The following is a 19,933-nucleotide window of genomic DNA, read 5'->3' on the forward strand; positions in this document are numbered from 1 at the left end:
AGATCGTATGAACTTCGGGAACCTGGGCTTCATGGAGATCCTCCTGATCCTCGTGGTCGTGCTGCTCCTCTTTGGAGCGCGCCGACTGCCGGAGATCGGAGCGTCGTTCGGCAAGAGCATCAAGGAGTTCAAGAAGGGGATCTCCGACGTGGATCGCAGCATCCAGGAGGAGACGCGCAACGCCGCGCTTCCGCCGCGCCCCGCGGAGCCGCTGCGTCAGGACCAGGACGAGCCGGCGCGCCCTGAGCCCAAGCGCCTCATTTCCTGAGGTAGGGGAGGGACCACGACGGGAGCGAACGCACGCTCTCGGTCGGACTGCGTACTGGAACGAAAAAGGGCGCCACATCGTGGCGCCCTTTCCCTTTGCTGCTGGCGGACCGTCAGCTGGTCTGCTGGCGAGCGGCGGCGTTGATCTCCTTGCGATGATCCTCGACCTTCGCCCCCTTCCGCATCTCGTTGAGGAAGGTGCGCACGCGCAGCTGCTGGATCGAGCTGATCGCCTCGCGTCGCTGGCTGTCCTTCTGCGCTTCCCACGTCGCCTTGTTGGCGTCCACGCGGCGATCGACCCGGATCACGTAGACTCCCTGATCGGTGACGATCGGGGCGCTCACGGCGCCGAGTGGCAGGGTGAAGGCCGCACCGATCGCGGCATTGAACCGGCCGAGCCCCGCCACGAACTGCGGGCGGGCGAACGTCTCGGACTTGGTGACCGTGAGCCCCGCGGCGGCGGCCGCCGCTTCGAGGGTGGATCCTGCCGCGGCCTTGGCGAGTGCCTGAGCCTTCGGCACGAGCGTCTCGGCCTTCTTGCGCGAGATGAGCTGACGGCGAATGTCGTCTTTCGCCTGCTCGAACGTCGGAACCCCACCGTCGAAGAGCGAATCGAGGCGCGCCAGGTAGTAGGCGTCGTCCGAGTCGTACAGGTCGCTCGATTCGCCGACCTTGGGGCCGCTGAAGGCCCAGGCACTCACGCTCGGGATGCTCTTGCCGTCGTTCCCCATCAGCGGCTCGCCCTCGATGGCGACCATCGTGGTGGGGATGAGGCCCAGCACCTTGGCGGCGCTATCGAACTTCTCCTTGCGATCCTGCGACGCCCCGATGCGCGACAGCGAGTCGGCGCGCCGGTCGGAGCGAAGCGCCGACGAGTCGGACTGCTGGATGTGGACGAGGATGTGGCGCATGGTGAGAGTGTCACCCTGGCGCGCATCGACCTTGATGAGGTGATAGCCGAACTGCGTGAGGACGGGCGCTGAGATCTCGCCGACCTTCAGCGCGTACGCCGCATCCTCGAACGGCTTCACGAAGCGGTTCCGGCCCCCCGTTCCGAGCGATCCACCCTGCGCGCCGGAAATGGTGTCGGCCGACTCGCGCTTGGCCACATCCTCGAACTTGGCCCCACCGACGACCTCCGCGCGCAGCGTCTCGATGCGCTGGCGCGCCAGGGCCGAGTCGGCGGCCGTCACGGCGCGCGGAATCGACACCACGGAGAGCACGGCGCGGCCGGGACGGGTGAGCTGCTCCTTGTACCGATCGTAGAAGGCGCGCAGCTCGCTGTCCGGAATCTTGACGGATGAATCGGAGATCGCCGCCGCGTCAAACGCCACGAAGCTCACCTGCGACGAGTCGTTGAGGTCGCGATAGACCCCCCACAACTTGGCGTCAGAGACGAAGGCGTCACCGGCCAGCTGATCGAACAGCTTGGCCCGCGGGATCTCCTGCCGGTAGTAGTTCTCCAGCTGGACCAGCACCCCCTGCGAGCGAGCCGCCGAGCTGCCGATGAACCGGCGGTACTTGGCGATGTCGAAGCGACCGTCGGTCTGGAACTCGGGATTCTGCATGAGTTCCTGCGGCGGGCTCTGCTGCGACGCTTCGATGATCTCCTGGTCGGACACCGCAATCCCCCGACGCTTGTACTCCTGCTCCAGCAGGATGTTGGAGACCAGCTGCTCGAAGGCCTGATCCTCGACACGGCGCCGCTCATCGAGCGACAGTCCGCGCCCGCTATTCTGCTCTTCCTGCTGCGCCAACTGGTTCGATAGGTTGGCCCAGGTGAGGTAGGGCACTTCCACGCCGTTGACTTCGGCGACGGCGGTGGCGGTGGTGATCTGGGAACCGCCGATACCTAGAAGGCCCGAGGTTTCGGCGAAAAGGAAAACTCCCACGAAGCAGATGACGATGAACAGCCAAATCCACTTCGCGGAGCTCCGCATCTGTTGGAGCACGGGGCGGTTACTCCTGCTGGAACACGGGGTGTGGCGGGGGGGGATCGAGAGCCGCGAAAGCTATTTGTGATCTGCGCCTAAAATCAAGTTAGAGTGTCACTTCTGATCGACTCGCTCGTCTCAGACACTGAGTACCAAACTGTTCATCTTGAGCGCCACATCTGGCGCGACGACTTCGAGGGCTAGGCATGGCCACGTCCGCCCGACTCGACGAGCTGAAAAAGAAGTTTGACGAGAACCCGCGTCGGTATTTCGCGCCTCTCGCCAACGAGTACCGGAAGCTGGGGGATCTCACCCAGGCGATCGCGCTCTGTCGCGCGCACCTGCCCAACCAGCCCGGTCACATCAGCGGTCACATCGTCCTTGCGCAGGCGCTCTACGAGGCGCGTGAGCTTGGGGAAGCGCGCTCGTTCTTCGAGGCGGCGCTCGACCTCGATCCCGAGAACCTGATCGCCCTTCGCTTCCTCGGCGACATCGCCCGGGAACAGGGCGAGCCGCAGAACGCGCGCATCTGGTACGAGCGCGTCCTCGAGGCCGATCCGCGCAACGACGAGATCGCGCAGCTGCTCAAGACGATCGATGAGACCCCGGTCGCCGTCGCGGAGGCGCCAGCCGCGCCGGACTTCCTCCCCGCGATCGAACCCACCAGCTACGAGCTTCCGGCCACCGGCAGCGATGCCGCATCTGACGCGCCGGGCGACCTGGCCTCCGTTGGGCACGCGGACGTGCATGCCGACCTGCAGGGCGATCTACAGGGCAACCTGCAGGCGGACGTTCACGCCGACGTGCAGGAGAACTTCTCGACTGACTTCTCCTTTGCCAGCCATGGCGAGGTTTCGCTCGACAGCCCGGTGGAGCCCCCTCGGGGCGTGTCCGCCGAGTATGCGGCGATCACCGCCGATCCGGCCGAGCAGGACGTGTTGGCGTACGGCGTTCCCGGCGAGGACGTCTTCCCGGAGCCGGAGGCGATCGCCGCCGGTCACAGCGACATCGACGACCCGTTCTTCGGCTCCACGTCGCACGACGCGCCGATGGCGCTCGGCGAGCTCGAGGCCGTAGCCGAGCCGTCGGTTGACGACTGGTTCGGGGTTCCGGCGGCGGAGCCTGAGACCGCCATCGCCAGCAGCAACGATCCCGCGGCCGCCGAAGCGTTCGACGATTCGTTCTTCCCCGACCTGGCGTCGGCGACCCCCGTCGCGGTCCCCGCCGTCGCCGAGGCGGCGACCTTCTCGATCGAGCTCCCGGAAGCGATCGACGCCAAGGCGCCGCCGCCGCCATATGTGCGCGCCGACGAAGGGCGACCCGGGTCGATTCCCACCCCGCCGTTCCTCGCCGCGCTCGACGCCAACGACCCGATGCCGGCGGCCACGCTCGACACGTCCCTCCTGGCCGAGTCGGCCCCGGAGCCGACGCCGGCGTTCTCGTTCAGCGCGGCACCGACCCCCGTCGACTCCCCCGCGATTCTGTCGGCCAACGTCGTCGCTGATGAGGCAGAGGTGGCGGCACCCGTCGCCGAAGTGCGCGAGGAGGGAGAGGTCGCTCCCGAGTGGAGCGCCGGAGCAGATGCGTTCGACCTCGTCGAGACCAGCGCGCCGGCCGTTGCCAGCGCCGTTGTGGCCGAGGACGATTTGGCACCCGCGATCGCGTCTCAAGGCGAAGCGTTCGCGCCCGTCGCCGAGGCCGTCGCTGCGCCGGAGGAGGCGCTGGCGGCGATCGATGAGGCCTTCTCACCGTTCGACGAGATCGAGACCTCCGACCTCGCGACGGTCGAGGCGGTGGCCCCGGCCCCGATCGCCGACGAGGTCGAGGATCCCACGCTCGAAGTGGAGGCGATCGAGGAACCCGTGAGCGCCGTCGCCGAGGCTGTGGTGAGCGACCTCGAGGCCCCCGAGCCGATCGTCGCCGACGCGGCGCCCGCGTTAGGCATGCTCGACGGGATCGTGACGGAGGATCGCCTGGCCGACTACGCGCAGGAACTCGCCGCCGCCCCGGTTGCCGATGGGTTGGTCGTCGAGTACGGCGAGTTCGTCCCCCCCGCCATCGACGAGACGCCGTTCATCGCCAGCAGCATCTCCGTTCCGCTCGATGCGCCCGACGCCTACAGCGCGGGAGCGCCTACGCTGAGCGCGCACGAACCGTTCCCGATGGAGGCCGATGTCGTCCTCGGGGCGTCACCGACTCCGACGTGGAGCGCGCCCGTCTCGGCCGATCCGCTCGTCGTCGAACCGATTGCCGGGTTCGTCGCGCACGAAGTGCAGCAGGACCGTCTCGAAGCCCCGGTCGCGTCGGTCGATGACGCGCGAGCCGAAGACGTTCCAGCGGAGTCGCCGGCCTTTGTCACCGAGACGATGGCCGAGCTGTACCTGCAGCAGGGCTTCCACGACGAGGCGCTGTCGATCTACCGCCAGCTGCTCGCACAGCAGCCCGACGATCGTGCGCTGCGCGACCGGGTCGCCGCGCTGGAACGCGGCGCCTCGTCGACCGTCGTTGACGGGCTCGTCCCGCGCGACGCGGTCGACCGGGCCGGGCAGTCGGTGCGCGGCTTCTTCGCGCACTTCGCGCGGCGTGAGCCCCGACGGCAGGCGGCGCAGCAGCGCGGGAGCGACGATGACGCGGAGCCGGGTGAACCTGCCCCGTCGGCAACGATCGGGCGCGAATCGAGCTTTTCGGGGGTCGCGACACGCGAGGAGGCGCTGACCGTCCCCGATGCGCCGTCAGGGATGCCGACGCTGACGCAGCTCTTTGCGTCCGGCGCCGTGTCGGGGGCCGATGAGCACGCCGCATCGATGCTGGCCTCCGCTTTCGGCGGTGGTGAGCCGTCGCCGGTGGGGCCGGCGGGCGGGAGTGGCGAACGGGAGTTGTCACTTGAGCATCTCTTTCGCGATGTTCCTGCACGCTCGTCCGGCGCCGTGACGCTCGATGAGTTCTACGAAGGCTCGTCGTCAGGGGAATCAGACCCCGCCTCGCAGCATACCGAGGATGCCGATGAGCGCGGCGCGGACATCGAGCAGTTCACGGCCTGGCTCGAAGGCCTCAAGAAGAAGTGAGAATCGCAGTCCTCAACGGTCCGAATCTCAACCTCCTCGGCACGCGCGAACCCGCGCTGTACGGGACGACGACCCTGGCAGAAATCGAAGCCCGGCTTCGCGCAGTTGGCGCGGAGCTGGGCGTCGACGTTTTCTGCGCCCAGCACAATGGGGAAGGGGAACTCATCACCGAGATCCAGGGGCTGCGCGGTCATGCGCAGGGCGCCCTGATCAACGCCGGGGCATACTCGCACACGAGTCTCGCCCTCCGCGACGCCTTCGCCGCGGCCGAGGTGCCGTTCGTCGAGGTGCACCTGACGAACATCTACGCGCGCGAGCCCGAGCGGCGGCATTCGATGCTCGCGCCGGGGGCCCGCGCGGTGATCTGCGGCTTCGGTGCTGAGGGGTACGAGTGGGGGCTGCGCGGGCTGGTGGCGCTCCTCAAGGGCCGTGAGTAGCGCGCGCGAAGGCCGGCTCGCCGCCCTCGTCGATCGCCTGGTCGCCAATCACCTCGATGGGGTGCTGATCACGTCGCTCCCCAACATCCGGTACCTCACGGGCTTTTCGGGGTCGAACGCGCTCCTCTTCGTGTCGGCGCGCGACGTGTACCTGGTGACCGACTTCCGCTACGAGACGCAGGCGGCGGACGAGGCGGGTGACGTGGCGGACGTGCGCGTGGAGGCGAGCTCGCTCTGGTCGGGGCTCTGGACGCTCCTGGCCCCCCTGCCCGGGTTGCAGGCGCTCGGATTCGAGTCGGCCCACCTGATCCATCGCGATTTTCAGCGCCTTCTCGAACAGGGGGAACGCTACCATTGGCGCCCCTCCACCGAGCTGGTGGAGGAGCTCCGGGCACGCAAGGACGCGGACGAGGTGGCCCTCATCCGAACGGCCGGAGCGATGGCGATGGAGGCGTTGCGCGAGACGCTTGACGGGGTGCGCCCCGGGATGACCGAGCTGGCGGTCTGCGGGGCGCTGGAGCGCGCGCTCCGCCGCGCCGGCAGCGACGCCCATCCCTTCCCGCCGATCATCGCCTCGGGGCCGCGATCGGCACTTCCGCATGCACGGGCATCGGACCGGGCTATTGCGCCCGGAGAGTTTCTGTTGTTGGATTTCGGGGCGTCTGCGGGCGGCTATTGTTCGGACGTGACGCGGACCGTGGTGGTTGGACGGGCCGACGAGCGGCAGCGTGCGACGTACGAGGCGGTGCAGGAAGCGAACGCGGTGGCGCGGGAGGGTGTCCGGGCCGGTATGCGCGGGCGCGAAGCAGACGCGCTGGCGCGTGGCGTCTTGGAGGCTCGTGGGCTCGGAGAGCGGTTTGGCCACGGCTTGGGGCACGGGATCGGGCTGCAGGTGCATGAAGCGCCCCGGCTCTCGCGTTTGGCGGAGGAGGTGCTTCCGCTCGGCTCAGTGGTTACCATCGAGCCGGGGGTGTACGTGCCGGAGTGGGGGGGAGTACGAATCGAAGATGACGTTCATCTGAGCGCCGACGGGGCCGAGCTACTCACGCATTTCACGCGGGAGCTTCTCGAGCTGACCTGAGCGCTCGAGCCGGCGGACCTCAATGGCTGATATGATCGACTTACGCTATGTGAAGAAACTGATCGAGATGCTCGACGGCTCGTCCGTCGACTCCGTGGAGATCTCCTCGGACAAGGGGATGAAGATCCGCATCTCGAAGACGCCCCAGCAGCGCGGGGCGATGCAGATCCCGACGCCGGTGGCGATGCCGGCCCTCATGCCCGCGGCTCCGGTCGGTCGCCCCACGCCGACCGAGGCGATGCCGGCGATTGGTGACGCGGAGGCGGCCCCGCGTGCCGAGCCACCCAAGGCCAACCTGCTCGAGGTGAAGTCGCCGATGGTGGGGACGTACTACGCGCAGCCCGAGCCGGGGTCGAAGCCGTATGTCTCGGTTGGGCAGCGCATCGAGAAGGGGCAGACGCTGTGCATCATCGAGGCGATGAAGATCATGAACGAGATCGAATCCGAGTTCTCGGGCGTGGTCAAGGAAGTCGTGGCCTCGGACTCGCAGCCCGTGGAGTACGGCCAGGTCCTGATCCGCATCGATCCGAATGGGTAATCCGGTTCCGGCGCCCGAGTCCGCCCCCGCTGCCGCGTCGGCCGCCGGGGCGCCGCGCGCGCCGTTCAACTTCAAGGCGATCCTGCAGCAGATGGTGCAGCGGAGCGCGTCCGACTTGCACCTCAAGGTCGGGCGCCCGCCCACGCTGCGTATCAACGGGGATCTCTCGCCGCTTCCGCTCCCGGCTCTCCGACCGGAGGACCTGAGCACGCTGGCGAAGGAGATCATGACGCCGAAGCAGGTGAAGGAGTTCGCCGAGTTTCGCGAGGCCGACTTCGCCACCGGCGTGCCGGGGATTGGCCGCTTCCGGGTCAACGCGTACCAGCAGCGCGGGACGATCGCCTTCGCGATCCGGACCGTGCCGCACCAGGCGAAGTCGATCCAGGAACTGAACCTGCCGCAGATCGTCGACGATATCGCGATGCTCCCGCGCGGGCTGGTCCTGGTAACCGGGGTGACGGGGTCGGGGAAGTCGACCGCGCTCGCCTCGATGCTGCAGGTCATCAACGAGAAGCGGTACGCGAACATCATCACGATCGAGGATCCGATCGAGTTCCTCCATCGCGACATCAAGTGCCACATCAACCAGCGCGAAGTGGGGACCGATACGGGCTCCTTCGCGCAGGCGTTGCGGCGCGTGCTGCGTCAGGACCCCGACGTCATTCTCATCGGCGAAATCCGCGACCTCGATACGCTGGACACCGCGCTCAAGGCGGCGGACACGGGGCACCTGGTCTTCTCGACGCTGCACACGACCGACGCGACGCAGACGATCAACCGCATCCTGTCGTTCTACCCGCCGCACCAGCAGAACGAGGTGCGCTTTGCGCTCTCGAACGCGCTGGCGGCGGTGGTCTCCCTCCGCCTGGTGCCGCGCGCCGACAAGCCGGGGCGTGTGCCGGCGTGCGAAGTGCTCATCAACACGGCGGCGGTGCGCGAGCAGATCCGCGACGTCTCCAAGACGCTCAACATCCCCGACCTGATCAAGGAAGGGACGGTGCAGTACGGGATGCAGAGCTTCGATCAATCGCTCATGTCGTGGTACTCGCGCGGGACGATCTCGTACGAGAACGCCCTCTTCCACGCGACCAATCCCAACGAGCTGGCGCTGCGGGTACAGGGCGTGGCGGGATCGAGCGACACCTCCTGGGACGAGTTCCAGACCGACGAGACCGCGTAGTTCACGCCGGGCCCCGAGAATCTCCATGTTCAAGAAAGTCCTCGTCGCGAATCGCGGAGAGATTGCCCTCCGCGTGATTCGCGCCTGTCGAGAGTTAGGGATCCAGACGGTCGCCGTGTATTCCGAGGCCGACCGTGAGTCCCTGCACGTCCGCTTTGCCGATGACGACGTCTGCATCGGCCCCGCCCCCGCGCGTGATTCGTACCTCAAGATTCCGCGCATCATCGCCGCCGCCGAGATCACCGGCGCCGACGCCATCCATCCCGGCTACGGCTTCCTGGCCGAGAACGCCGAGTTCGCCGAGACGTGCGCGGCGTCGAACATCACCTTCATCGGCCCCACCGCGGAACAGATCCGCGTCATGGGCGACAAGGCGGCGGCGCGCAAGGCGATGATGGATGTCGGCGTCCCCATCGTCCCGGGAACTCCCGGGCCGGTCGACGATCCCGACGCCGCGCTCGAGTTCGCGAAGGAGATGGGCTTCCCGGTCATCATCAAGGCTGCCGCCGGCGGTGGTGGGAAGGGGATGCGCGTGGCGAAGGATGCCGACGAGTTCCTGCGCTCCTTCTCGCTGGCGCGCTCCGAGGCGCTGTCGGCCTTTGGCAACGGCGAGGTGTACGTCGAGAAGTACCTGGCCAGGCCGCGGCACATCGAGTTCCAGATCCTGGGGGACAAGCACGGCAACGTGATTCACCTGGGAGAGCGCGACTGCTCGGTGCAGCGGCGCCACCAGAAGCTCATCGAGGAAGCGCCGAGCCCCGCGATGACGCCGGAATTGCGCGCCCGCATGGGCGAGGCCGCCGTGCGCGGCGCCAAGGCGATCGACTACGTGGGCGCCGGGACGATCGAGATGCTGCTGGACGAGGACGGGTCGTTCTTCTTCATGGAGATGAACACCCGGATCCAGGTGGAGCATCCGGTCACCGAGCAGCTGACGGGGGTCGACCTCGTGAAGGAGCAGATTCGCGTTGCGGCTGGCGAGCCGCTGTCGGTGCTCGAGCTGCCGCCGCTGCGCGGCCATGTCATCGAGTGTCGCGTGAACGCGGAGGACCCGTCGCGCGGCTTCCAGCCGTCGCCCGGGCGCATCGACGTCTTCCATCCGCCCGGAGGCCCCGGGGTACGACTCGATACGCACGTGTATGCCGGCTACACGGTGCCGCCGTACTACGACTCGCTCCTGGCCAAGCTCATCGTGCAGGGACGCGACCGCGCCGAGGCGCTGCGCCGCATGCAGCTCGCTCTCGAGAGCTTCATCATCGAGGGCGTCACGACGACGGCACCGTTCCTGGCGCGGGTGATGGTGAACAAGGGATTCCAGGCGGGGCAGGTCGACACGAAGTGGTTGGAGCGCGAGATCGGCGGGATCCTCAAGGAAGGGGGCTGAGGTGCGGCTGGATGTCTTCTTCGGCGCCCACGGACTGACGAGCGCCGACGTGCAGGGACGGGTGGTGGTGGTGATCGACGTGCTGCGGGCGTCCACGACGATCGCGGTCGCCCTGGCCCATGGGGCGCGCACGGTCATCCCTTTCGAGAGCGCCGAGGAGGCCATCACGCGCTCCAAGTCGTTCGAGCGCGGCCAGTACAAGCTGGCCGGCGAGCGCAAGAACCTCATCATCCCGGGCTTCGACCTGGGGAACTCGCCGCGCGAGTACACGCGCGAGGCGATCGAGGGGAAGACGATCCTCTTCACCACCACCAACGGGACCGTGGCGCTCATCGCCGTACAGTCCGCGCGTGAGGTGCTCGTCGGCTCGTTCGTGAACTTCACGGCCGTGAGCGCGATGGTGCGCGCCGCCGCGCGCGCCCGGAGCGACATCGCGATCGTGGCCGCCGGGAGCGAGCGCCACCTGTCGTTGGAGGACACCGTCTGCGCCGGGCGCTACGTGCGGGCCATTCGGCGCGGGCTGTCGGACATCACCATGAACGATGGCGCGCACGCGGCGTTGCAGCTGGAGAAGAAGTACGGGAACGACCTGCCGCGACTGTTCGTGGATGCCTCGCATGGCCGGACGCTCACCGAGGCAGGCTTCGCCGATGACCTGGCGCTCTGCGCCACCCTCGATGCGCACCCGGTCGTCCCCGTGTACCAGGATCGGCAGGTGACCAAGCTGGGGCCCGACCGGGAGCGCTAGCGTGCCGCACAACCTCAAGCGCGAACTCGCGGGGATCGCGCTGATCGCCCTGGCGCTCTTCATTGGCGGGGCACTGCTGCTGCAGGACCTCCCGATCGAGGGGGGCTGCCTCGCCGCGCGTGGCGTCTTCGGTCCCGTGGGTGGGTGCCTCAAGGGGGCGCTGCTGTCCGTTGTTGGGGAGCCAGCCGCGTGGCTGCTCGCGCTGCTCCCGCTCGTCCACGGCCTGCGCCTGCTGGGGCGCATGCAGTGGGAGACCGACCGCCGCTGGCTGCTCTTTCTCGCCGGACTCGTCCTCCTCCTCCCGATCATGGTCGGGCTCGCGACCGGAACCGAGCGCCGCACCGACGGACCGGCGGGGCTCTGGGGCGGCTTCATCGCCTTCTACCTGGGCCAGACGTTAGGCACCGGTGGGGCGTGGCTGGCCGTGGCCGTGCTGGCCAGCGCGCTGACGGCCTGGTCGCTCCGCTGGAATCCGGTCACAGCGGCCATGCGCGCCCCGGGAGGAAAAGCGGCGCGCAGCGACCTGACGCCGGCGGCGCTGGCCATGGAGCCGCCCCCAGAAGAGATGCCGGCGATGGTGGATGGGAGACGGGAGACGGGAGAGGGGCGGCGTCGCGCGAAGCGCGCCGACGTGGTCGCGCTCCCCGAGCCGGCGGAGCCGGAACCGCTCCCCACCGTCGTGGCAACAAAGAAGGCGAGCGGCAAGGGCAAGGCCGAGACGCCGGCGATCGTCGAGGCACCGGTCCCGCCGTCCCCACTCGTCATCCCGGAGGCCGACGCGCTGGAGGATCGCATCCCGTCGCCCGAGTTGCTCACCCCCCCGCCTCCCGGCAACGTCGATGTGGGGCGGAAGGAGATCGAGGCGATGGGGGTCAAGCTCATGGAGGCGCTGCGCACCTTCAAGGTTGACGGGAGGCTGGCCGGGCAGACGATCGGGCCGGTTGTGACGCAGTTCGAGGTGGAGCCGGCGTCGGGCGTGAAGGTCCGGCAGTTCGCCAACCTCGCCAATGACCTTGCACTGGCGATGCGCGCCCCCAGCATCCGGGTCGTCGCGCCGATCCCAGGACGTGGGGCGGTCGGGGTGGAGGTGCCGAATCCGGTGCCGCAGATCGTCTCGTTCCGCGAGTTGATCGAGGCCCGCGAGTTTCAGCAGGCACGGATGGCGCTCCCCATCGCGTTAGGCAAGGACCTGGAGGGGAAGGTGGTCGTTGCCGACCTGGCCAAGATGCCGCACCTCCTCATCGCCGGCGCGACGGGATCGGGCAAGTCGGTCTGCGTGAACACGATCATCACGTCGCTGGTGTACCGGCACAAGCCGGACACCCTCAAGTTCCTGATGGTCGACCCCAAGATGGTCGAACTCTCGGCGTACAACGATCTCCCGCACTTGCTGCACAAGGTCATCACGGACAACCGCGATGCCGCGTATGTGCTCAAGTGGGCAGTCATCGAGATGCAGCGTCGTTACGAGATCCTCGCCGCCAACGGGGCGCGCAACATCCAGGACTTCAACAAGCGTGTGCTCGACGGCGCGTCGCTGGTGTTGCCCAAGCGCCCCGAGGTCGCCTTCGAGCGGCGCGAGTACACCGAGGGGATCCTGCCGTACGTCGTGGTCGTCATCGACGAACTCGCCGACCTCATGATGACGGTGCAGGCGGAGGTGGAAACGCCGCTGGCGATGCTCGCGCAGAAGGCGCGTGCCATCGGGATCCACATCATCCTGGCCACGCAGCGTCCGAGCGTGAACGTCATCACGGGGCTCATCAAGGCGAACTTTCCCAGCCGCATCGCGTTCCGGGTCGCGTCGCAAGTCGACTCGCGCACGATCATCGACGGCATGGGGGCCGAGTCGCTGTTGGGCAACGGCGACATGCTGTTCATTCCGCCCGGCAAGTCGGAGCCGCAGCGTCTGCAGGGGGCGTTCATCCCGGGTGATGACACCGAACGCCTGATGCACTGGTTCGACGCGCGCAAGATTGCGAAGCGCGCGGCGCTGGCGGCGAAGGGGTTGCCCGACGACGAACTCTCGCGCCCCGACATCATCGCCGAGGTGAAGGCGCAGGAGGCGATCGACAACGATGAGGAGGGCGAGGGGGGAGGGACCGGTCATGAGGACCGCGATCCGCTCTTCCGAAAGGCCGCCGAGACCTGCATTCAGCACCAACTCGGCTCCACGTCGCTGCTGCAGCGCCGACTCAACGTGGGATACGGACGGGCGGCGCGCATCATCGATCAGTTGCACGCGGCGGGTATCCTCGGGCCGTCGCGAGGGTCGAAGCCGCGCGACATCCTCGTGGGGCTCGAGGATCTCGATCGCCTCGCGGGTCCCGACGGGGCCTAGCGCACGCACCGTGGGTGGACGGGGCGAGCGCCGTGGCCCGCCGCCGCTGTCGTGACACCTAACAATCTGAAGCGATGTCTGGTCGCGCCGTCCCCCTGGGGGCGGCGCCTGCGACGCTGAGGCGATGTCGCGCGCCGGTGTCTGCGGCGCTGTCGTGCGCCGGTGTGGGCGGCGCTGTCTTGCGCCGGTGTGTGCGGCGCTGTCTTGTGCCGGTGCCTGCGGCGCTGCCGAGCGCCGGCGCCCGCAATGGAACGGTACGATGCGCGTGGAAATGGTGATGCGGCGGGCGCGAGGGGGGGTAGGTTCGCGGTGTGACGACGGAACGGCAGCGGTTCGGGGCGCTGGGGGAGACGATCGCCGAGCGATGGCTTCGGGGGCGCGGCTGGCGCGTGCTGCAACGGCGCTTCCGGAGTGGGCACCGTGACATCGACCTGATCGCGGAGCGCGAGGGGACGGTGGCGTTCGTGGAGGTGAAGGCTCGGCAGGGTGGGTGGTTCGGCGGACCGCTGGAGGCGGTCAACTGGCGTAAGCGCAGGGAGTTAGTGCGTTCAGCCTCGATCTGGATCGACCGGCATGGGCGGGTGGGGGAGAGCTATCGGTTCGACGTCATCGGGGTGATCCTGGACGAGCGGGGCGTGCGTGTACGCCATGTGGAAAACGCCTTCGGTGTTTCATCTCGTGCTTGAAAGCAAGCGTGGGGTTTCGTATTTTGTTCGGGGTATCGAATTGTTCACGCCACCCGGTACATTGCCCGCGTGGCCAGGGCCTCAACGACTCACCAACAGGGTGAATCATGGCGGTTTCGGCAGTGCAAGACGATCGTAGGAAGGCACTGGGTCTGGCCATCTCGCAGATCGAGAAGAACTGCGGCAAGGGATCGATCATGCGCATGGGGGCGGAGAATCGCGTCCGTGTGGAGTGCATCCCCACGGGGGCGATCAACCTCGATGCGGCGATCGGCATCGGTGGAATCCCTCGGGGCCGCATTACGGAGATCTACGGGCCGGAGTCGAGCGGCAAGACGACGCTCTGCTTGCACGTGGTGGCCAATGCGCAGCGGGCGGGTGGGGTAGCAGCGTTTATCGACGCCGAGCATGCGCTCGACATCGACTACGCCAAGAAGCTGGGCGTGGACGTGGACAACCTCCTCGTCTCGCAGCCGGACACCGGCGAGCAGGCGCTCGAGATCTGCGAGATTCTCGTGCGCTCTGGCGCGGTGGACGTGGTAGTGGTGGACTCGGTGGCCGCGCTCGTCCCCAAGGCGGAAATCGAGGGGGACATGGGTGATTCGCACGTGGGGTTGCAGGCGCGCTTGATGTCGCAGGCGCTCCGCAAGCTCACCGGTGCCATCGCTCGCTCGCGGACCTCGGTGGTGTTCATCAACCAGCTGCGCGAGAAGATCGGGGTGATGTTCGGGAATCCGGAGACGACCACCGGCGGCAAGGCGCTCAAGTTCTACGCCTCGCTCCGGCTCGATATCCGCCGCATCGGCCCGGTGAAGGACAAGGAAGAGGTGATCGGCTCGCAGGTGCGCGTGAAGGTGGTGAAGAACAAGGTCGCGCCTCCGTTCAAGCAGGCCGAGTTCGACATCATGTATGCCGAGGGGATCAGCCTCACCTCGCTGCTCGTCGACATCGGGTCGGAGTCGGGGATCATCGAGAAGTCCGGCGCCTGGTACAGCTACGGCGGCCAGCGCATCGGACAGGGGCGTGAGAACGCCAAGATGTTCCTCAAGGACAACGTGGCGATGATGAAGGAAATCGAGGAAAAGGTGAAGGTCGTGCTCGGCATCACGAAGGTTGAGGTGCCGGCCGAGATCGAGACCACCGAGGAATAGCAGGGCGTAGGATCGAAGGACGCAGGACACATCAGACGCCGGCAGGATATTGGGGCCGGAGGGTTGTCTTCTGAGGATGCTGGGGCCCGGTACCCCACGTTGCTCAGCGGGCCTCTCTCCGGCCTCTCCTCGTTTCAGGTCGAAAGTCGGAGGGGACGAAGACAGAAGGGGCCGGTGAGCAGGTCCCCGCGAACGCTGGGTCGAGGATCTCGGAGTGTGCGCCAACGTTTGGCTGGAGGCTGAAATGGGCGTCTGGGAAGACGACGAGGCGGCCGCAGAAGATCGCGCTGAACTCCACGAGGAGGGCGACGAAAGCCAGGCGCCCTCCGCACCGGCACGGCGAGGGCGGGCCGCCTCGTCCGCGAGTGGCGCGAGGACGGAACGGGGGCCTCGCAAGAAGCTCGGGGATGTCGAGGAGGTGCCCGCGGGGCGGGTGACGGCGATCCATGAGCGGCGCTCGGGGAGCGTGCGATACCTGGTCGCGATCGATGGGCGACCCGTGGCGACCGTGTCGGCGGAGCTGATCGCCGAACTCGGTCTGCGGGTCGGCGGTTCGGTCGACGTGGTGCTGGCCCAGCGGCTCCGCGCGGAATCGTCGCGGCTCGCGGTCTTCGACAAGGCGATCGACCTGCTCGCCGTGCGCGCGCGCAGTACGCGGGACCTGCAGATGCGCCTGCGTCGGGCGGGGGCGGTCGACGCGTCCATCGCGGCGGCGATCGAACGGCTGCAGCAGCTGGGATTTCTCGACGACGACGCGTACGCGCGCAATCTCGCGCGTTCGCGGGTCTTGAGCGGCGGCGTCTCGCGCCGACGCATCGGGCAGGAGCTGCAACGACGCGGTGTCTCGCGCGAAGTGGCGGACGGGGCGATCGCCGAGACGCTCGAGGAGGTGGAACTGGACGAGGAGGGGGCGGCGCGACTCGCGGGCGAGAAGCGGCTGCGTGCCCTGCGATCCTACGATGCCGCCACGCAGAAGCAGCGGCTCTATGCCTTCCTGGCTCGGCGCGGCTATGCGCCGGATGTCATCGCGCGAGTCGTCCGTGACTTGATGCGATAGGGCCTCCGTCACCGCTCCCCGAGTTCAGGGGGCGCGGGGTCGGAGGGGGCGCGGGGAGGGAGCGATGGTAGGACAGGGGCGCGCTCCAGAATCCGCGTCGAGGTCCGCTATATTGGGGGATGCGCGCATCCGACATCCGCTCCCGATTCCTGGCCTACTTCCAGCGCAACGCGCACGCCGTGTTGCCGAGTTCGTCCCTCGTTCCGGGCGACGACCCCACGTTGCTCTTCACCAACGCGGGGATGGTCCAGTTCAAGAAGGTCTTCCTTGGCCTCGAGGTCCCTGAGACGGGACGTCGCGCCACCACCTCGCAGAAGTGCGTTCGCGCCGGCGGCAAGCACAACGACCTCGAGCAGGTCGGGCACACGGCGCGACATCACACCTTCTTCGAGATGCTGGGGAATTTCTCCTTCGGCGACTACTTCAAGCGCGACGCGATTCGCTTCGCCTGGGAGTTCGTCACCGGTCCGCAGTCGGAGGGGAATCTCGGGATCGACGCGCGTCACGTGCGCGTCTCCGTGTTCCACGAGGACGATGAGGCGCGCGCGCTGTGGCGCGAGATTGCCGGGATCTCCGACGCCCGCATCTACGGGCTCGGCGCGAAGGACAACTTCTGGCAGATGGCGGATACGGGGCCGTGCGGCCCATGCTCCGAGCTCTACATCGACCTTGCCCACCTGACCAAGGACTGGGCTTTTCCGGCAGGGGCGAGTGGCGAGTGGACAGATCTCGAACGAACCGAGTTCTCCACCGAGGCCTTCGTGGAGGGGGCCGAGGCGGGGCGCTTCCTGGAGATCTGGAACCTCGTCTTCATGCAGTTCGACCGGCAGCCCGACGGGGCGCTCGTGCCGTTGCCGAAGCCGTCGGTGGACACGGGCGCGGGACTGGAGCGCATCGCGGCGGTGATGCAGGGGGTCACGAACAACTTCCATACCGACGTCTTTGCCCCGATGATGGCGGCGATCGAGGCGACGGTGCAGCGGCCGTACGCCGGCGTTGCGCCTGACGGATCGCGCCTCCTCGATGCCCATAGCGCGTCGTATCGCGTGCTGGCGGACCACGCGCGCGCGGTCTCGTTCCTCCTCGCCGACGGGGTCTTCCCATCCAACGACGGGCGCGGCTACGTGCTGCGACGCATCCTTCGCCGGGCGGTGCGCCATGCGTACCTGCTCGGGCGGCGGGAGCCCACGCTGGTGCACGTGGTGCAGGCGGTGATCGACAGCATGTCCGACGTCTTTCCCGAGCTTCGCCAACGGGCGACGCACGTCCTCGAGACGACGCGCGCCGAGGAGGAACGCTTCCTGGCGACGATCGAGGGCGGGATGTCGCGCTTCGAACAGCTCGCGCCCGCGGTGGGATCGACGCAGGGGTCGACGCACCTGCGCGGGTTGATCAGCGGCGAGGACGCGTTCAAGCTCTACGACACCTACGGCTTCCCGATCGACCTGACCGAACTGATGGCGCGCGAGCGCGGCTACGCGGTCGATATCGCCGGCTTCGAGGCGGCGTTAGGCGCGCAGCGCGTGCAGTCGCAGGAGGAGCGCAAGTCGAAGAAGCTGGGCGTGGTGGCCGACGAACTGTCCGACGCGGCACGGTGGGAGCGGACGAGCGGGACGTCCGACGAGGCGCCGGCCTTCGGCGAGTCGGAGTTCGTGGGGTACGAGGCGGTGGAGATCGAGTCGCAGGTAACCGCGGTGCGCCGCCTGGACGACAACCGCGTGGCGGTGATGCTGCGCGAGACGCCGTTCTATGCCGAATCGGGCGGTCAGGTGTCAGATCACGGCGAGATCGTCGGGCAGGGGTGGCGCGTGGACGTGGACGACGTGAAGAAGATCGAGGGGCGCGTCGCCGCGATCGGAAAGCTCAGCGGGACGATCGCCTTCGGGACGGCCACGGCCAGGGTCCCCGGCGATCGCCGCCGCGACACGGAGCGCAATCACACGGCGACCCACCTCTTGCATGCGGCGTTGCGGGAGGCGTTAGGCGATCACGTGCACCAGGCCGGGTCGCTGGTGGCCCCCGATCGCCTGCGCTTCGACTTCACGCACCATGGCCCCATCAAGCCGGAGGTGCTGGACGCGATCGAGCTGACCGTGAATCGCGGCATCTGGGCGTCGGTCGACGTGCGCACGGAGCAGAAGGGGTACAAGGACGCGGTGGCCGAGGGGGCGATGGCGCTCTTCGGCGAGAAGTACGGCGATGTCGTGCGTGTGGTGAAGATCCCGGGGCTCTCGGTCGAGCTCTGCGGCGGGACGCACGTGCGCAACACGGGGCAGATCTCGCTCTTCAAGATCCTGAGCGAAACCGGGGTCGCCGCGGGGGTGCGACGCATCGAGGCGGTGACGGGGCCGCGTGCCTTCGAGGTGATGCGCGAACGGGAGCGCACGCTTTCCCGCGTGGGGGAGCTGCTCAAGGCGACGCCCGACACGGCGATCAAGCGGGTGCAGGGGCTGCTGGACGAACGAAAGGCGCTGGAGAAGCGCCTCGACGAGGCGATGAAGGGCGGTGGCGACCAGGTGAAGGCGCTGGTGGCGTCGGCGCCGACGGTCGAGGGGCTCCGGCTGGTGGCCTCGATGATGACCGCGCCGGACGTCAAGACGCTGCAGGCGCTCGGCGACGCGCTGCGCGAACAGCTCGGCAGTGGAGTCGCGGCGTTAGGCGCCACCTTCGAGGATGGCAAGAGCGCGCTGCTGGTGGTGGCCACCGACGACGCGCGTGACCGCGGGGTGCGTGCCGATGCCGTCATCAAGGAACTGGCGCAGCTGGCGGGCGGGCGTGGCGGTGGCAAGCCGCACATGGCGCAGGCGGGGATCCCCGACGCCGCGCGCCTCCCGGACGCCCTCGCGTCGCTCGAGCGCACGGTGCGTGCGCTCCTGGGCGCGTGACGCACGAGGGAGTCGCGGCGCTGGAACGCTGGCTCGCCACCCGCGAGCCCGCGCCGCCGGCCGCCTTGGCGGCCCGGTTGCGCGAGCTGGCGCGCGCCGCCGAGGACGAGGACTGCGCTCCCGGCGTCGCGTCGTCCGGTGCATCGGATGCCGGGGCGTCGTCCGGCGATGGAACGCCCGCGGCGGCTACGCATGCGGCGACGCTGGTGCAGGCGACCGGTCGCGTGCTGGAGCGTCTGCTGCGCGCTCACGAAACGGCGCGGGGGAGTGCGCTGGAGTTGCTGGCCGCCGATGCGCTGGCGACGTATGCGATGGAGGCGCTGGGCGACGCCCCCGACGCGCTCGAGCATCGCTGCGAGTGGGCGATGCGCTACTTCGCCGGGATTGCGGATTCGGCGTGATCGACCTGCACACGCACCTCCTCCCGGGGGTCGACGATGGCTCACGCACGATGGACAACTCGGTGCGTGTGCTGGAGCGGCTCCTGGTGGAGGGGGTGCGGGAGGTGGCCTGCACGCCGCACCTGACGGCGTCGCGCGCGCACGAGGCGCCGGTGGACGAGTATGCCGCGCTGCGAGCCGAGTTGCAGCGATTGGCTCCGGAGGGGATGCGCCTGGCGGCCGGGTTCGAGATCATGCTCGATCGTCCGGGGTGCGACCTCACGAAGCGGGGGCTGACGCTCGGGACGTCGCGCGCAGTGCTGGTCGAGTTTCCACGATCGGGGCTGCCGGCGGGGGCCACGGCGGAGCTGATGCGCATTCGCACGAGTGGACTGGTGCCGGTGATCGCCCACCCCGAACGGTATCGTGGCATCACGCTCGCTGACGTCGAGGCGTGGCGCGAGGTCGGGGTGGTGATTCAGGGGGATGCGCTGATGCTGCTTTCGGCTGGGGAGATGGCACAGCTGGCGCGCGCGATGCTCGCGGGTGGGCTGTACGATATCCTGGCGAGCGACAATCACGGGGATCGTCGGTCGCTGGCGACGGTGCGGGAGTGGCTGCGTGAGGCGGGTGAGGACGGGCAGGGGGCGCTGCTCACCGAGGAGAATCCGCGCCGCGTGTTGGCCGATGAGGCCCTGCTCCCGGTGCCGCCGCTGCGGCGGGAGCGGTCGCTGTGGCAGCGGTTGCGCGCGATGATCGGTGGTCGTTAGGCATTCCACGTCACCACGAGCCAGGCGAG

At 68.3% G+C, this 19,933-nt stretch carries 16 protein-coding genes; 15 read left to right on the forward strand and 1 reads right to left on the reverse strand.

The genetic code is table 11. The annotated features are described in order from the left end of the window. Positions 1-7 precede the first annotated feature (7 nt). Positions 8-268, forward strand: coding sequence for a twin-arginine translocase TatA/TatE family subunit (gene tatA, locus IPN47_02085; GenBank protein MBK9406838.1), 261 nt, complete (start codon positions 8-10; stop codon positions 266-268). A gap of 112 nt (positions 269-380) precedes the next feature. On the opposite strand, the gene IPN47_02090 is transcribed toward tatA, so the two are convergent. After that, the gene (locus IPN47_02090) at positions 381-2,207 is read right to left on the reverse strand and encodes a peptidyl-prolyl cis-trans isomerase (protein MBK9406839.1); all 1,827 of its coding nucleotides are present in this window, start codon (positions 2,205-2,207) and stop codon (positions 381-383) included. 200 nt (positions 2,208-2,407) lie between these two features. On the opposite strand from IPN47_02090, the gene IPN47_02095 reads away from it, so the two are divergent. From IPN47_02095 to IPN47_02160, 14 genes are all read left to right on the forward strand, one after another. After that, positions 2,408-5,266 (forward strand): tetratricopeptide repeat protein, encoded by a 2,859-nt coding sequence (locus IPN47_02095; GenBank protein MBK9406840.1) that lies wholly within the window; start codon positions 2,408-2,410, stop codon positions 5,264-5,266. Continuing rightward, positions 5,263-5,703, forward strand: coding sequence for a type II 3-dehydroquinate dehydratase (gene aroQ / locus IPN47_02100; GenBank protein MBK9406841.1), 441 nt, complete (start codon positions 5,263-5,265; stop codon positions 5,701-5,703). The genes IPN47_02095 and aroQ overlap by 4 nt, the downstream gene beginning before the upstream one ends. Further along, the gene (locus IPN47_02105) at positions 5,645-6,784 is read left to right on the forward strand and encodes an aminopeptidase P family protein (protein ID MBK9406842.1); all 1,140 of its coding nucleotides are present in this window, start codon (positions 5,645-5,647) and stop codon (positions 6,782-6,784) included. Before aroQ ends, IPN47_02105 begins: the two co-directional genes overlap by 59 nt. A 34-nt stretch (positions 6,785-6,818) precedes the next feature. After that, positions 6,819-7,322, forward strand: a complete 504-nt coding sequence (accB, locus tag IPN47_02110; GenBank protein ID MBK9406843.1) for an acetyl-CoA carboxylase biotin carboxyl carrier protein — start codon at positions 6,819-6,821, stop codon at positions 7,320-7,322. Next, positions 7,315-8,502 (forward strand): type IV pilus twitching motility protein PilT, encoded by a 1,188-nt coding sequence (locus IPN47_02115; GenBank protein MBK9406844.1) that lies wholly within the window; start codon positions 7,315-7,317, stop codon positions 8,500-8,502. The genes accB and IPN47_02115 overlap by 8 nt, the downstream gene beginning before the upstream one ends. Before the next feature lie 25 nt (positions 8,503-8,527). Continuing rightward, complete coding sequence (gene accC / locus IPN47_02120) at positions 8,528-9,886, forward strand: acetyl-CoA carboxylase biotin carboxylase subunit (GenBank protein ID MBK9406845.1); 1,359 nt, start codon at positions 8,528-8,530, stop codon at positions 9,884-9,886. 1 nt (position 9,887) lies between these two features. Next, positions 9,888-10,634, forward strand: coding sequence for a 2-phosphosulfolactate phosphatase (locus IPN47_02125; protein MBK9406846.1), 747 nt, complete (start codon positions 9,888-9,890; stop codon positions 10,632-10,634). Position 10,635: 1 nt separating this feature from the next. Continuing rightward, positions 10,636-12,975 carry a DNA translocase FtsK gene (locus IPN47_02130; GenBank protein ID MBK9406847.1) on the forward strand — a complete coding sequence of 780 codons (2,340 nt, stop codon included), beginning with the start codon at positions 10,636-10,638 and terminating at the stop codon, positions 12,973-12,975. A 311-nt stretch (positions 12,976-13,286) separates the two neighbouring features. Then, complete coding sequence (locus tag IPN47_02135) at positions 13,287-13,661, forward strand: YraN family protein (protein ID MBK9406848.1); 375 nt, start codon at positions 13,287-13,289, stop codon at positions 13,659-13,661. Between the two features lie 107 nt (positions 13,662-13,768). After that, positions 13,769-14,812: a recombinase RecA gene (gene recA / locus IPN47_02140; protein ID MBK9406849.1), complete on the forward strand. Its 1,044-nt coding sequence runs from the start codon at positions 13,769-13,771 to the stop codon at positions 14,810-14,812. A 418-nt stretch (positions 14,813-15,230) separates the two neighbouring features. Continuing rightward, on the forward strand, positions 15,231-15,869 hold the full coding sequence (locus IPN47_02145; GenBank protein MBK9406850.1) for a regulatory protein RecX: 639 nt from the start codon (positions 15,231-15,233) through the stop codon (positions 15,867-15,869). 119 nt (positions 15,870-15,988) lie between these two features. Further along, complete coding sequence (alaS, locus tag IPN47_02150) at positions 15,989-18,754, forward strand: alanine--tRNA ligase (protein ID MBK9406851.1); 2,766 nt, start codon at positions 15,989-15,991, stop codon at positions 18,752-18,754. Beyond that, positions 18,751-19,155 carry a hypothetical protein gene (locus IPN47_02155; GenBank protein MBK9406852.1) on the forward strand — a complete coding sequence of 135 codons (405 nt, stop codon included), beginning with the start codon at positions 18,751-18,753 and terminating at the stop codon, positions 19,153-19,155. Before alaS ends, IPN47_02155 begins: the two co-directional genes overlap by 4 nt. Continuing rightward, positions 19,152-19,904 (forward strand): hypothetical protein, encoded by a 753-nt coding sequence (locus tag IPN47_02160; protein MBK9406853.1) that lies wholly within the window; start codon positions 19,152-19,154, stop codon positions 19,902-19,904. The genes IPN47_02155 and IPN47_02160 overlap by 4 nt, the downstream gene beginning before the upstream one ends. Positions 19,905-19,933: the final 29 nt, after the last annotated feature.

It is taken from the genome of Gemmatimonadota bacterium (assembly GCA_016719105.1).
Taxonomy (GTDB): Bacteria; Gemmatimonadota; Gemmatimonadetes; order Gemmatimonadales; family Gemmatimonadaceae; genus SCN-70-22.

Excerpts from the sequence above, each read along its gene's own strand:
- tatA (MBK9406838.1), top strand. The coding sequence starts at position 8 with ATGAACTTCGGGAACCTGGGCTTCATGGAGATCCTCCTGATCCTCGTG.
- IPN47_02090 (MBK9406839.1), bottom strand. The coding sequence starts at position 2,207 with ATGCGGAGCTCCGCGAAGTGGATTTGGCTGTTCATCGTCATCTGCTTC.
- IPN47_02095 (MBK9406840.1), top strand. The coding sequence starts at position 2,408 with ATGGCCACGTCCGCCCGACTCGACGAGCTGAAAAAGAAGTTTGACGAG.
- IPN47_02115 (MBK9406844.1), top strand. The coding sequence starts at position 7,315 with ATGGGTAATCCGGTTCCGGCGCCCGAGTCCGCCCCCGCTGCCGCGTCG.
- accC (MBK9406845.1), top strand. The coding sequence starts at position 8,528 with ATGTTCAAGAAAGTCCTCGTCGCGAATCGCGGAGAGATTGCCCTCCGC.
- recA (MBK9406849.1), top strand. The coding sequence starts at position 13,769 with ATGGCGGTTTCGGCAGTGCAAGACGATCGTAGGAAGGCACTGGGTCTG.
- alaS (MBK9406851.1), top strand. The coding sequence starts at position 15,989 with ATGCGCGCATCCGACATCCGCTCCCGATTCCTGGCCTACTTCCAGCGC.